This window comes from Pseudomonas sp. CC120222-01a (assembly GCF_003097235.1).
Lineage (GTDB): Bacteria > Pseudomonadota > Gammaproteobacteria > Pseudomonadales > Pseudomonadaceae > Aquipseudomonas.
Genome location: NZ_QEQQ01000023.1, coordinates 23177 through 37556, shown reverse-complemented (window position 1 = coordinate 37556; position 14380 = coordinate 23177). Strand labels below are relative to the sequence as shown.

At 62.5% G+C, this 14380-nt stretch carries 8 protein-coding genes and 1 tRNA gene; all 9 read left to right on the top strand.

Features of this window, described 5'->3' with window-relative positions:
• Window positions 1-195: 195 nt before the first annotated feature.
• Window positions 196-411 carry a 30S ribosomal protein S21 gene (gene rpsU, locus N430_RS23585; protein WP_003255575.1) on the top strand — a complete coding sequence of 72 codons (216 nt, stop codon included), beginning with the start codon at window positions 196-198 and terminating at the stop codon, window positions 409-411.
• A gap of 288 nt (window positions 412-699) precedes the next feature.
• Complete coding sequence (gene dnaG, locus N430_RS23580; RefSeq protein ID WP_110639243.1) at window positions 700-2682, top strand: DNA primase; 1983 nt, start codon at window positions 700-702, stop codon at window positions 2680-2682.
• Window positions 2683-2749: 67 nt separating this feature from the next.
• Window positions 2750-4600, top strand: coding sequence for an RNA polymerase sigma factor RpoD (gene rpoD, locus N430_RS23575; protein ID WP_110639242.1), 1851 nt, complete (start codon window positions 2750-2752; stop codon window positions 4598-4600).
• A 118-nt stretch (window positions 4601-4718) separates the two neighbouring features.
• A complete protein-coding gene (locus tag N430_RS23570) occupies window positions 4719-8462 on the top strand; it encodes a bifunctional diguanylate cyclase/phosphodiesterase (protein WP_110639241.1) in 3744 nt (1247 codons plus the stop codon).
• A 16-nt stretch (window positions 8463-8478) separates the two neighbouring features.
• Window positions 8479-8555 (top strand) — tRNA-Ile (locus tag N430_RS23565).
• A 119-nt stretch (window positions 8556-8674) separates the two neighbouring features.
• On the top strand, window positions 8675-9136 hold the full coding sequence (locus N430_RS23560) for an Lrp/AsnC family transcriptional regulator (protein ID WP_110639240.1): 462 nt from the start codon (window positions 8675-8677) through the stop codon (window positions 9134-9136).
• 172 nt (window positions 9137-9308) lie between these two features.
• Entirely contained in the window at window positions 9309-10991 is a 1683-nt protein-coding gene (locus N430_RS23555; RefSeq protein WP_110639239.1) for an NAD(P)/FAD-dependent oxidoreductase, read from the top strand.
• A 15-nt stretch (window positions 10992-11006) separates the two neighbouring features.
• Window positions 11007-11801, top strand: coding sequence for a carbon-nitrogen hydrolase family protein (locus tag N430_RS23550; RefSeq protein ID WP_110639238.1), 795 nt, complete (start codon window positions 11007-11009; stop codon window positions 11799-11801).
• A gap of 157 nt (window positions 11802-11958) precedes the next feature.
• Window positions 11959-14238, top strand: a complete 2280-nt coding sequence (pqqF, locus tag N430_RS23545) for a pyrroloquinoline quinone biosynthesis protein PqqF (RefSeq protein WP_110639237.1) — start codon at window positions 11959-11961, stop codon at window positions 14236-14238.
• Window positions 14239-14380 lie beyond the last annotated feature (142 nt).

Here is a 14380-nt window from a genome sequence, read left to right as displayed (position 1 = left end):
CTTGTGGGGGCTGAATTCGAAGCCGCGCATGATAGTCCCCGTGCCGGGTGCCGACCAGCGGTTTTCGATCAGAGGCTTTGCATTCCGGCGTACTAAGGGTTAACATCCGCAACCCTTGAAAACCGACGTTCTCCAGCACACCTTTTGTTTTGCCAGGAGCACGTCTACCCCGGTAATGAATTAAGGTAGCCCTGGATGCCAGCCGTCAAAGTTAAAGAGAACGAACCCTTCGACGTAGCTCTGCGTCGTTTCAAGCGCTCCTGCGAAAAAGCCGGTGTACTGGCTGAAGTTCGTAGCCGCGAGTTTTACGAGAAGCCGACCGCCGAGCGTAAGCGCAAAGCAGCTGCTGCTGTTAAGCGTCACGCCAAGAAAGTTCAGCGCGAACAGCGCCGCGCCGTTCGTCTGTACTAATACAGACGTTCTACGCTAGAGCTTCTGCCCTGCCCGGCTCACCGCCGGGCCGATGGCAGCGGCTTGTTTCAAACCTTGAGCAGCTAGCCCAAGGCGCCCGTCGCAACCTGCAGTGGGCAAATGCATCAAAGCGTCAGATCTGGCTTCGGCCAGGCGTGCACGTCATGACTGACGGGCCCTAGCGGCTACCGACGAGCACACACTCCCTCGCACTTCCCCTACTCAGCATTCGCCCCTCTGTGGCGCGTTAGCGATTAGACTTGCCAGTTGCCAGATGACGAGACTGCCATGGCCGGGCTGATTCCCCAAAGCTTCATCGACGACCTGATCAACCGCCTCGACATTGTCGACGTGGTGAGTTCGCGCGTTCAGCTGAAAAAAACCGGCAAGAACTACTCCGCCTGCTGCCCGTTCCACAAGGAAAAGACCCCTTCCTTCACGGTCAGCCCTGACAAGCAGTTCTACTACTGCTTCGGCTGCGGCGCCGGCGGTAACGCCCTTGGCTTCGTCATGGACCACGACAACCTGGACTTCCCGCAGGCTGTCGAGGAGCTGGCCCGCGCGGCCGGCATGGAAGTGCCCAGGGAACAAGGGCGTCGCGACAACAAGCCGCGCCAGCCGACCGATTCGCCGCTGTACCCATTACTGGATGCCGCCTCGGAGTTCTACCGCCAGGCCCTGCGCGGCCACCCAACGCGCAAGGCGGCAGTGGACTACCTCAAGGGCCGCGGCCTGTCGGGCGAAATCGCCCGCGACTTTGGCCTGGGCTTCGCGCCACCTGGCTGGGACAACCTGCTCAAGCACCTGGGCGCCGACACCCTGCAACAAAAGGTGATGATCGACGCCGGCCTGCTGATCGAGAACGCCGAAAGCGGCAAACGCTACGACCGCTTCCGCGACCGGGTGATGTTCCCGATCCGTGACAGCCGCGGGCGAATCATTGCCTTTGGCGGCCGGGTATTGGGCGACGACAAGCCCAAGTACCTCAACTCCCCGGAAACCCCGGTCTTCCACAAAGGCCAGGAACTCTACGGGCTGTACGAGGCACGCAAGCACAACCGCAACCTCGACGAGATCATCGTCGTCGAGGGCTACATGGACGTGATCGCCCTGGCCCAGCAGGGCCTGCGCAACGCCGTGGCCACCCTTGGCACCGCCACCAGCGAAGAGCACCTCAAGCGCCTGTTCCGCGTGGTACCCAGCGTGCTGTTCTGCTTCGACGGCGACCAGGCCGGGCGCAAGGCCGCCTGGCGCGCACTCGAATCGACCCTCTCGGCCCTGCAGGATGGCCGCCGCGCGCGTTTCCTGTTCCTGCCCGAAGGCGAAGACCCGGACAGCCTGGTGCGCGCCGAAGGCACCGATGCCTTCATGGCCCGGATCAACCAGCACGCGCAGCCACTGGCCGACTATTTCTTCGAACAGCTGAGCAACGAAGCAGACCCGCGATCGCTGGAAGGCAAGGCACACATGGCGACCTTGGCCGCGCCGTTGATCGAAAAGATCCCAGGCGCCAACCTGCGCCAGCTGATGCGCAACCGCCTGAAGGAAATCACCGGCCTTGACCCGCAGCAGGTCGAGCAACTGGCGCAACAGGCTCCGGCGGCCAGCAGTGTGCCGGACTACGACCCTGGCTATGACTACGATGCCATGGCCAGCTTCACCCCCGACTACGGCGACATGCCACAGCACGACTACGCCCCCGTTCATCAGGAACCGGAGTGGAAGCCGAACAAAGGCGGGGGCAAAAAGCAGTGGAGCGACAAGCCCTGGGACAAGAATCGCAAGGGCGGCAAGCCATGGCAGCAGCGCGACGAAGCGCCGCCGCGGGTACCGGCACCGGTAGAACCACCGACCCTGGCTGCCCTGCGCACCTTGCTGCACCACCCGCTGCTGGCCGGCAAGGTCGAGGACGCCAGCCACTTCGCCGACGAAGAACACCTGTACAGCCAGCTGCTGGTGGCCCTGATCGAAGCTGCGCAGAAGAATCCTGGGCTAAGCTCAATGCAGCTGATCGCACGTTGGCACGGCACTGAACAAGGCCGCCTGCTGCGGGCCCTGGCCGAAAAGGAATGGTTGATCGTGGCTGACAACCTTGAACAACAGTTTTTCGACACTATAACTAGCTTGTCCGCCCGCCAACGCGAGCGCAGCCTGGAACAACTGCTCAGGAAATCACGTCAAAGCGAATTGACCAGCGAGGAAAAATCACAGCTCCTCGCCCTGCTGAGCCGGAATGTTCCCGCACAAACGCCGACCTCATCTGGCGCGTGAGGCCCATGCTCGGGTATAATCCTCGGCTTGTTTTTTGCCCGCCAAGACCTTCAGTGGATAGGGTGTTATGTCCGGAAAAGCGCAACAGCAGTCTCGTATCAAAGAGTTGATCACCCGCGGTCGTGAGCAGGGCTACCTGACTTACGCGGAGGTCAACGACCACCTGCCTGAGGATATTTCAGATCCGGAACAGGTGGAAGACATCATCCGCATGATCAACGACATGGGGATCAACGTATTCGAGAGTGCTCCGGATGCGGATGCCCTTCTGTTGGCGGAAGCCGACACCGACGAAGCCGCGGCCGAAGAAGCCGCTGCTGCGTTGGCGGCAGTTGAAACCGATATCGGCCGCACGACCGACCCGGTGCGCATGTACATGCGCGAAATGGGTACCGTCGAGCTGCTGACCCGTGAAGGCGAGATCGAAATCGCCAAGCGGATCGAGGAAGGCATCCGTGAAGTCATGGGCGCCATAGCCCACTTCCCGGGTACTGTCGACTACATCCTCGGCGAATACGACCGCGTCACCGCCGAAGGCGGCCGCCTGTCCGACGTTCTCAGCGGTTACATCGACCCTGACGACAACATTGCCGCGCCGACCGACGAAGTGCCAGTTCCTGGTGCCAAGGCCCCTGCGGCCAAGGAAGAGTCGGACGACGAAGACGAAGAAAGTGAAGGCGGTGACGACGAGGAAGAGACCGAAAGCGGTCCAGATCCGGTCGTCGCAGCCCAGCGCTTCGGCGCCGTTGCCGATCAGCTTCAGGCCACCAACAAGGTCCTGAAGAAGGGCGGCCGCAACGTCAAGGAAAGCATCGAGGCCCTGCAGGCCCTGGCTGATCTGTTCATGCCGATCAAGCTGGTGCCAAAGCAGTTCGACGTTCTGGTCGAGCGCGTGCGCGATGCCCTGAACCGCCTGCGTCAGCAAGAGCGTGCGATCATGCAGCTGTGTGTGCGTGACGCCCGCATGCCGCGTGCCGACTTCCTGCGCCTGTTCCCGAGCAACGAAACCGACCAGACCTGGTCTGGTGACCTGGCCAAGCGCAGCACCAAGTGGGCTGCTGCCCTGGGTGAAAAGGACGCCGCCATCGTTGCCTGCCAGCAGAAGCTGATCGACCTTGAAACCGAGACCGGCCTGACTGTCGCCGAGATCAAGGAAATCAACCGCCGCATGTCCATCGGTGAGGCGAAAGCCCGCCGCGCCAAGAAAGAAATGGTCGAGGCGAACCTGCGTCTGGTGATCTCCATCGCCAAGAAGTACACCAACCGTGGCCTGCAGTTCCTCGACCTGATCCAGGAAGGCAACATCGGCTTGATGAAGGCGGTGGACAAGTTCGAATACCGTCGCGGCTACAAGTTCTCGACGTACGCTACCTGGTGGATCCGCCAGGCGATCACCCGCTCGATCGCCGACCAGGCGCGCACCATCCGTATTCCGGTGCACATGATCGAGACGATCAACAAGCTCAACCGTATTTCCCGCCAGATGCTGCAGGAAATGGGCCGTGAACCGACCCCGGAAGAGCTCGGTGAGCGCATGGAAATGCCTGAGGACAAGATCCGCAAGGTATTGAAGATCGCCAAAGAGCCGATCTCCATGGAAACCCCGATCGGTGACGACGAAGACTCGCACCTGGGCGACTTCATCGAGGACTCGACCATGCAGTCCCCGATCGACGTGGCCACGGTCGAAAGCCTCAAGGAAGCGACCCGTGACGTGCTCTCGGGCCTGACCGCACGCGAAGCCAAGGTGCTGCGCATGCGCTTCGGTATCGACATGAACACCGACCACACCCTCGAAGAGGTGGGCAAGCAGTTCGACGTGACCCGTGAGCGGATCCGTCAGATCGAAGCGAAGGCGTTGCGCAAACTGCGCCACCCGACTCGCAGCGAGCACCTGCGCTCCTTCCTCGACGAGTGATGACAAACCCCGGCCCAGGCCGGGGTTTTTCTTATCCGACAAATAGTTGTGATCGGCTACTCGGCTGGCTGAATGCCCGTCTACACTCGAATTCAGACCAACTGAATGCGAGGCCGCTATGCTGCCGATGCCGGCCATTCTGTTGTTGCTCCTGATGCTGTGGAACACAACGGCCGGCGCCCTGACCCTGACAGACGAGGAAAAAACCTGGCTCGCTGCCCACCCGCAGTTGAGACTGGGCGTCGACGCTTCCTGGCCACCATTCGAGTTTCGTGACCAGGAGGGCCGGTACCAGGGATTGGCCGCCGATTACATCGCCTTGCTCCAGGATCGCCTGGGAGTATCACTGAAACCGGTCGAGCCCAGCAGCTGGACCGAAGTGCTGCAGCAGGCGCGCGAAGGCCACATAGACCTGCTGCCCGGCATCATGTCGACGCCGGAACGCCAGGGCTACCTGGCGTTCACCCGCCCCTACCTCGATTTCCCCATCGTCATCCTGGCCCATGAAGGCGGCCCGCAACCGCGCACGCTCAAGGACTTGTACGGGCTGAAGATCGCCGTCGTCGAGAACTACGCGCCCCATGAACTGCTGCGCACCCATCACCCGGATCTCAACCTGGTGGCGATGCCGAATGTCAGCTCGACCCTGCAGGCGCTGGCCACCGATGCGGTGGACGCCGTGGTCGGCGACCTCGCCTCAAGCATCTGGAGCCTGCGCCAACTCAAGCTCGAAGGGCTGTATGTGAGCGGCGAAACGCCCTATCGCTATCAATTGGCAATGGCCGCGCCCCGTGACCAGCAGGTATTGGTCGGTATCCTCGACAAGGTGATGGCCGACATGTCCAGCGATGAAATCAGCCATATCCAGCAGCGCTGGGTCGGCAACGTGGTCGACCAGCGCAGTTTCTGGCGCGACACGCTGCTCTATGGTCTGCCCGCCGTCCTGCTGCTGATCGCCATTCTCGCCGTGGTCATCCGTATCAATCGCCGGCTCAGCTCGGAAATTTCCCGGCGCATCGCCCTGGAGCAGGAGCTGCGCAGCAGCGAATACCATTACCGCGGCCTGATCGAGAGCCTGTCAGCAATCGCCTGGGAGGCCGACGCCAACGACTTCACCTACAGCTATGTCTCGCCGCACGCCGAAGACCTGTTGGGCTACCCCCTGCACGACTGGCTCAAGCCCGGTTTCTGGCGCAGCATCCTGCATCCCGACGATGCGCTCTGGGCCCAGGCCTTCTGCGAGAGTGAAACCGCCGCAGGGCGTGATCACAGCCTTGATTACCGCGTGATGCGCGCCGACGGCCAACCGCTTTGGATACGCAACATCGTCAGCATGATCGAACACGGCCACCGGCCCGTGATGCGCGGCCTGATGATCGACATCAGCGAGACCAAGCGCACTGAAGACGCCCTGCGCCTGTCGGAACAGAAGTTTGCCTCGGTGTTCGAGCAGTGCCCGGACATTCTGCTGATTGCACGGCACAGCGATGGCGTGCTGCTCGAGGTCAATGAAGCCTTTGAAGAGCAGATTGGCCTGACGCCGGGCGAAGTGATCGGCCGCACCGCCACCGAGCTCAACTTGTGGGGCATCGAAGGCATGGGCCCGAGGCTGCTCGAACGCCTGCACCAAGGCGGCATCCGCAACATCGAAATGACCTTCCGCCGCAGCAACGGCCAGTTGTTCACCGGCCTGACCTCAGCCGAAACCTTCGAGCTTGATGGCACCCTGGCGATTGTCGTGGCCGTTCGCGACATCAACCAGCTCAAGGAAACCCAGCAACAGTTGCAGACCTCCGAGGAAAAGTTCGCCAAGGCCTTCCACGCCTCACCTGACGGCCTGCTGTTGTCGCGCCAGAGCGATGGCCTGCTGCTGGAGGTCAACGAGGGTTTCTGCCGCCTGACCGGTTACGAATTCAACCCGCCTATCGACCAGACCTCGTTCGACCTGGGGATCTGGGTCGACCTCAACGAACGAAAGCGCTTGATCGACCAGCTTGGCCGCGATGGCTTCGTGCGTGACTTCAGCTGCCACCTGCGCCGCAGCGATGGGCAGATTCGCCTCTGTGAGCTGTCGGCTCGTCCACTGCCGATCGGTGGTGTCGACTGCATGCTGACCATCGCCCGCGACATCACCGAACGCCACCTGATGCAGGAAAAACTGCAACTGGCTGCCACCGTGTTCGAGAATACCGCTGAAGGCGTGCTGATTACCGACACCGACCAGCGCATCAGCGCAGTCAACCGTGCCTTCAGCGAGATCACCGGCTACAGCGAGATCGAAGCACTCGGCCAGACCCCGCGCCTGCTCGCCTCCGGTCAGCATGACAGCGCTTTCTACGCTGCCATGTGGCACCAGCTCACGGCTGAAGGTCACTGGCAGGGCGAAATCTACAACAAGCGCAAGAATGGCGAGCTGTATCCCGGCTGGCTGACCATCAGCGCCGTACGCAACAGCGAGCGCGAAGTCACCCATTTCGTCGCCGTGTTCGCCGACATTTCCAGCCTCAAGCATGCCCAGGCCAAACTCGATTACCAGGCCCACCACGACCCACTGACCGGCCTGCCCAACCGCGCCCTCTTCGAAAACCGGCTGCAGGCCGTGCTGACCTGCTCGCAGGTCTCCAACCGCCAGGGCGCGGTGCTGTTCCTCGACCTGGACCGTTTCAAACATATCAACGACAGCCTCGGCCACCCGGTCGGCGACCTGCTGCTCAAAGGTATCGCCCAGCGCCTCAAGGAGCAGGTACGCGACGTCGACACCGTGGCCCGTCTGGGTGGCGACGAGTTCATCATCCTGCTGCCCGGCCTGCACAAACCCAGCGACGCCCATGCCATCGCCAACAAATTGCTGGCCTGCTTCGTTGCGCCGTTCCAGGCAGGCGAGCACGAATTCTTCACCAGTGCGAGCATCGGCATCAGCCTCTATCCACAGGACGGTACCGACGTTGCCACACTGATCCGCAACGCTGACGCCGCCATGTACCGCTCCAAGGCCAAAGGCCGCAACCGCGTGGAGGCCTACACCCGAGACCTGACCGTACAGGCCAGCGAACGCATCGCCATGGAGCACGAACTGCGTCGTGCCATCGAGCGTAACGAGATGAGCCTGAGCTTCCAGCCCAAGCTGAGCCTCAAGACCCAGGCCCTGGTCGGCGCCGAGGCGCTGATCCGTTGGAGCCACCCAACGTTCGGCGAAGTACCACCCGAGCATTTCATCCACCTGGCCGAAGAGAACGGCACCATTCTCCAACTGGGCGACTGGGTGCTGGAACAGGCTTGCCAGCAGATGCACCGTTGGAAAAAGGATTTCGAGCCCTTTGGGCCGCTGTCGATCAACCTGGCTGGTGCACAGCTGCGCCACCCCAACCTGGCCAAGCGCATTGAGCACCTGTTGAAGGTCTACCAGCTGAAAGCGGGCGACCTGCAGCTGGAAATCACCGAGAACTTCATCATGAGCCAGGCTGAAGAGGCCCTGGCCGTGTTGCACCAGCTCAAGCAGCTGGGTGTGCAGCTGGCAATCGACGACTTCGGCACTGGCTACTCGTCACTGAGCTACCTGAAACGCCTGCCGCTGGACATTCTCAAGATCGACAAGTCGTTCATCCGCGGCCTGCCGGACGACCCGCACGACGCCGCCATCGCCCGTGCGATCATCGCGCTGGGGCGCAGCATGCAACTGACGATCATTGCCGAGGGTGTGGAGAACCAGGCGCAGCAACGCTTCCTTGCAGCCGAGGGTTGCGAGCAGATCCAAGGCTACATCGTCAGCCTGCCACTGCCGCCGGATGAATTCGCAGCGACGTTTCTTCGTATAGCACTATCCGATCTTTCGGATGGCACGCTTTCAAAACCCTCGTTATAATCCGGGCACTTACTGAGGGCCTATAGCTCAGTTGGTTAGAGCAGAGGACTCATAATCCTTTGGTCCACGGTTCGAGTCCGTGTGGGCCCACCAGATACGACGAAAAGCCGCGCTGATGCGCGGCTTTTTTGTGCTCGATTGGTAACAGTTCAGGGGCTTGCCCTGCTCATCTGCAGCTAGCTAGGCTAACGGACCCTCCGTAGAGACTTACCATGTCGGACTCCCGCCCCATCACCCTCGACGCAATCGACCGCCAGCTGATCGCACTGCTGCAGATCAACGCCCGCGAAAGCGTCGCCACCCTCGCCCGCCAGCTCGGCATCGCCCGCACCACGGTCAACTCGCGCCTGGAACGGCTGGAAAAGAACAAGGTCATCACCGGCTACGGCGTGCGCCTTGGTCAGCGCCTGATTGGCGGCGGCCTGCAGGCCTATGTCGGAATCAAGGTGCAGCCACGCTCCGGCAAGGAAGTGGTGCGTCGCCTGAGTGCCATGGGGCAGGTACAGCAGCTATGCGCAGTGAGTGGCGAGTTCGATTACGTGGCCTGGCTGCGCAGCGATTCGCCGGAGCAACTCGACCAGCTGCTGGACCAGATTGGCAGCGTCGAGGGGGTGGAGAAGACCACCACGTCGATCATCCTCAGCAGCAAGGTCGATCGCGGGCAGCCTGACTAAAGCCGGATTGGCGTCATAATTCATGTAGCTGTCGACGTAATGACAATTAAACATCAATTTCGCCATCATTCTGCATCTTAATTACGAATACCCCGCTTCATAAAATGACCACCAGCCATCTCCTATACTCAGGCTCCGCCCCCCCGCGCAGCCGCTCTGGCAAGGTCACTTCATGAACAAGAAAAACCGCCACCCCGCCGACGGCAAACAGCCCATCACCATCTTCGGCCCGGACTTCCCCTTCGCCTTCGATGACTGGCTGGAACACCCGGCTGGCCTGGGCAGCATCCCAGCCGAACGCCATGGTGAAGAAGTCGCCATCGTTGGCGCAGGCATCGCCGGCCTGGTCGCGGCCTACGAATTGATGAAGCTGGGCCTCAAGCCGGTGGTGTACGAGGCTTCGAAGCTTGGCGGGCGGCTGCGTTCGCAGGCCTTCAACGGCACCGACGGCATCATCGCCGAGCTCGGCGGCATGCGCTTTCCGGTGTCCTCCACCGCCTTCTACCACTACGTCGACAAGCTGGGCCTGGAAACCAAGCCCTTCCCCAACCCGCTGACGTCCGCATCGGGCAGCACGGTGATCGACCTCGAAGGCCAGACCTACTACGCCGAAAAAGCCAGTGACCTGCCGAAACTGTTCCATGAAGTGGCCGACGCCTGGGCGGATGCGCTGGAAAGCGGTGCGCAGTTTGCCGATATCCAGCAGGCGATCCGTGACCGCGACGTACCTCGGCTCAAAGCGCTGTGGAACAAGCTGGTACCGCTGTGGGACGACCGCACCTTCTACGACTTCGTCGCCACCTCGCGCTCGTTCGCCCAGTTGAGTTTCCAGCACCGCGAAGTATTCGGCCAGGTCGGTTTCGGCACTGGCGGCTGGGACTCGGACTTCCCCAACTCGATGCTGGAAATCTTCCGCGTGGTAATGACCAACTGCGACGACCATCAGCACCTGATCGTCGGTGGTGTGGAACAGGTGCCGCAGGGCATCTGGCGCCATGTACCGGAGCGCTGCGCCCATTGGCCGGAAGGCACCAGCCTCAGTTCGCTGCATGGCGGCGCACCGCGCACCGGGGTAAAACGCATCGCCCGCGCTGCCGACGGGCGCCTGGCGGTCACCGACAACTGGGGTGACACCCGCCACTACGGTGCAGTGCTCGCCACCTGTCAGAGCTGGCTGCTGACCACCCAGATCGACTGCGAAGAGTCGCTGTTCTCGCAGAAGATGTGGATGGCCCTGGACCGCACCCGCTACATGCAATCGTCGAAGACCTTCGTCATGGTCGACCGGCCATTCTGGAAGGACAAGGACCCGCAGACCGGCCGCGACCTGATGAGCATGACCCTCACCGACCGCCTCACCCGCGGCACCTACCTGTTCGACAACGGTGACGACAAGCCGGGCGTGATCTGCCTGTCCTACGCCTGGATGAGCGATGCCCTGAAGATGCTCCCGCACCCGGTGGAAAAGCGCGTGCAGTTGGCCCTCGACGCACTGAAGAAGATCTACCCCAAGACCGACATCGCCGGGCACATCATCGGCGACCCGATCACCATTTCCTGGGAGGCCGACCCGCATTTCCTCGGCGCCTTCAAGGGCGCGCTGCCGGGCCACTACCGCTACAACCAGCGCATGTATGCGCACTTCATGCAGCAGGACATGCCCGCCGAACAGCGCGGCATGTTCATTGCCGGTGACGATGTGTCGTGGACCCCGGCCTGGGTCGAAGGCGCGGTGCAGACGTCGCTGAATGCGGTGTGGGGTATCATGAACCACTTCGGTGGCCGCACCCACCCAGACAACCCAGGCCCCGGCGACGTGTTCGACGAGATCGGGCCGATCGCCCTGGCTGACTGAAACCAAGGAGGCAGCATGCGCATCGCTCTGTTCCAGGGCGCACCCAACCCGCTGGACGTGCCCGGCAACCTGCAACGGCTGCGTCACCAGGCGCAGCTGGCGGCCGAGCGTGGCGCGCAATTGCTGGTGTGCCCGGAGATGTTCCTGAGCGGCTACAACATCGGCCTGGCGCAGGTCGAACGGCTGGCCGAAGCCAACGATGGCCCCTCGGCCATGGAGGTGGTGGAGATTGCCCAGGCGCACCGCATCGCCATCGTCTACGGCTACCCGGAGCGCGCCGATGACGGGGCAATCTACAACAGTGTGCAGTTGATCGATGCCCATGGCCGCAGCCTGTGCAATTACCGCAAGACTCACTTGTTCGGCGAGCTGGACCGGGCGATGTTCAGCCCCGGCGCCGACCATTTCCCGGTAGTCGAGCTGGAGGGCTGGAAGGTCGGCATGCTGATCTGTTACGACATCGAGTTCCCGGAGAACGCCCGGCGCCTGGCGCTGGCAGGTGCCGAGCTGATCCTGGTGCCGACGGCGAACATGACGCCATACGATTTCGTCTGTCAGGTGACCGTGCGCTCGCGGGCGCAGGAGAACCAGTGCTACCTGGTGTATGCCAACTACTGCGGGGCCGAGGACGAGATCCAGTATTGCGGGCAGAGCAGCATCATCGGGCCCGATGGCAGCCTGCTGGCCATGGCCGGGCGCGATGAGTGCCAGTTGCTGGCCGAGCTGGAGCATGAGCGGGTGGTGCGGGGGCGCGAGGCGTTTCCCTACCTGACCGATCTGCGTCAGGAGTTGCACCTGCGTCAGGGCTGACAGGGGCCGTTTTGCGGCCCATTCGCGGGCGTGCCCGCTCCCACAGGGACCGCGTGATCGTGTGGTCAACGCTACTCCTGTGGGAGCAGGCACGCCCGCGAATGGGCCGGGCCTGCCTTGCAAATGGGTTAGCATGAACACCTGCCCCGGAGTTCCCATGCCTGACACCACCCGCCACCTCACCCTCGCCAACGGCTTGCAGCTGACCCTGCGCCATGCACCACGCCTGAAGCGCTCGGCGGCCGCCTTGAGGGTACATGCGGGCAGCCACGACGCCCCAGCCGCATGGCCGGGCCTGGCCCACTTCCTGGAACACCTGTTCTTCCTCGGCAGCGCACGCTTCCCTCTGGAAGACGGCCTGATGCGCTATGTCCAGGCTCTGGGTGGCCAAGTCAACGCCAGCACCCGCGAGCGCACCACCGACTTCTTCTTCGAAGTCCCACCCGCCGCATTGGCCGGTGGCCTGGAGCGCCTGTGCCAGATGCTTGCCGAACCGGACCTGGGCATCGAACGGCAACGCCGCGAGCGGGAAGTCATCCACGCCGAGTTCATTGCCTGGTCACGCAACCCGCAGGCGCAGCAGCAATTTGCCTTGCTGCAATCGGTGGTTGGCAATCATCCGCTGGTCGGCTTTCATGCAGGCAACCGCTATTCCCTCGTTTTGCGCAATATTGCTTTCCAGCAAGCGCTCTCGGGCTTCCACCAGCGCTTCTACCAGGGCGGCCAGATCACCCTGAGTCTCTGCGGCCCGCAGCCACTGGATGAACTGGAACAACTCGGCAGGCAATACGCCGGGGTCTTCGAAACGGGAGACCTTGTGCCACAAGCCTTGCCACCCGCCTTGGCCGCCAATAAGCCGCTGCTGTTCGCCCACGAGAGCCTGCCCTCAGGTGCAGAGCAGGCGCTGGAAATGCTGATCGCCAACCTCGTCGACAACCGCCCCGGCAGTTGGCTGGATGCACTGGAGAGACGGGGCTGGCTCAAGGGGTTCAAGGCCGAGAAGCTGTATGCCTTTGCCGGGCAACTGCTCTGGCACATCGATCTGAAGCTCGGCGCGGATGCCGACACCGATGAAGCGCTGAAGCTGTTGCACGGCTGGTTCGACTTCATCCGCCACACAGACCTCGCCCAACTCAACAATGCCTTCGGCCGCCTGCAACAACGTCGTGAACGCGGCGCCAGCGCACTGGAACTGGCCCGCCGCGACAGCGCCGACCAGCCGTTTGCCGCCTTGGATACACTGGCGCTGATTGCGTTCGAAGCGCTGATTGAACAGCTGCCACGTCACACTTACGGGCAATGGCAACTGCCGGTGGCCGAGCCCCTGTTGCTCGATGAATTGCCCACTGCTCGAATTGCAGAGCTGCCACCTGCGCTGGCCATCAGCGACCTGCTGCCCCCCGCCAGGCAATACGCTGCACTGTATCTGCGCTGGCACATGCCGTCGGCAGTGCGCCAGCCTCTACAAGGTGTACTTGAACGCGCCCTGCACCCCCTGCAGGCACGTTGCGAGCAGGCCTGCGTGCAACTGCAGTTCAACGCTTCAGGCGAATACTGGCAGCTACGTTGCGCTGGCCATCCGACAGCCGTGGTAAGCGCCGCAGGCCAGGCACTGGCGCTGATGCAAGTGCCCTCCAACTGGCAACCCTCGCCACCTGAGGCGCCCGCCCTGATACCGATCAGGGCATTGATCAATCAGCTACCTGACGCCGTGCTCTGTACTCGCCCCGCCGAAACGCCGCCCTGCACCCTCGATCAGGCGCTGCTCGACGACGCCTGGAAGCACAGCCACTGGCAAGGCCTGGCCGTCGGCTTCGGCACCAGCGCCGCTCAGGCATTAGGCGCAGTGCTGCAAGGCTGCCCAGGACAAGGCACGGTGCCCACGCCTGCCGCCCTCTGGACCGGCCATCGCTGGCAGCATGCCGAGGTGCCGGGCAGTGAACATGCCCTGCTGCTGTTCTGCCCACTATCAGCCGCGCAGCAAGCCAGTGGTCGTCTGCTGGCCCAGCTGCTGCAAGGCGCGGTGTATCAACGACTGCGGGTCGAGCTGCAACTTGGCTATGCCGTTTTCAGTACCTTCCGTCAGATCGAAGGCATCGGTGGCCTGCTGTTCGGTGTGCAGTCGCCACATGCCAGCCAGGGCGAAATCCTCGATCACCTGCGCGAGCTTCTGGGCCAGGGCGTCACCCTCGACAGCCATGCCCGCCAGGCACTGGCGGAGCAGTTCGACGAGCCTGCCATGGCCAACGCCGAGGTCGCCGAATGGGCATGGCAGACACACCTGGCCACACAACCCGGCGACCTGCTTGCGCTGCAGCGGTCTATTCTGATGACGCAACAAGCGGATCTGGACGACCTGCTACGCGGCCTGCTCGGCTCCGATTGGCCCTGGCTTTGCCTGGCCAACAGCGCCGCGCCCGATGCGTCCTGGCACTGATCTCGCGGGGATTGTTACGTTTACTGCAAGGGCGCTTATCAAAGAATTAACCTTTCAGTACAACGTTTTCTTGTAAGATAACGCTATCTCAGCGAATGGAACCTCCAGCTCCAGGTGGCACCCAATGAGTAGCTGAAGCACC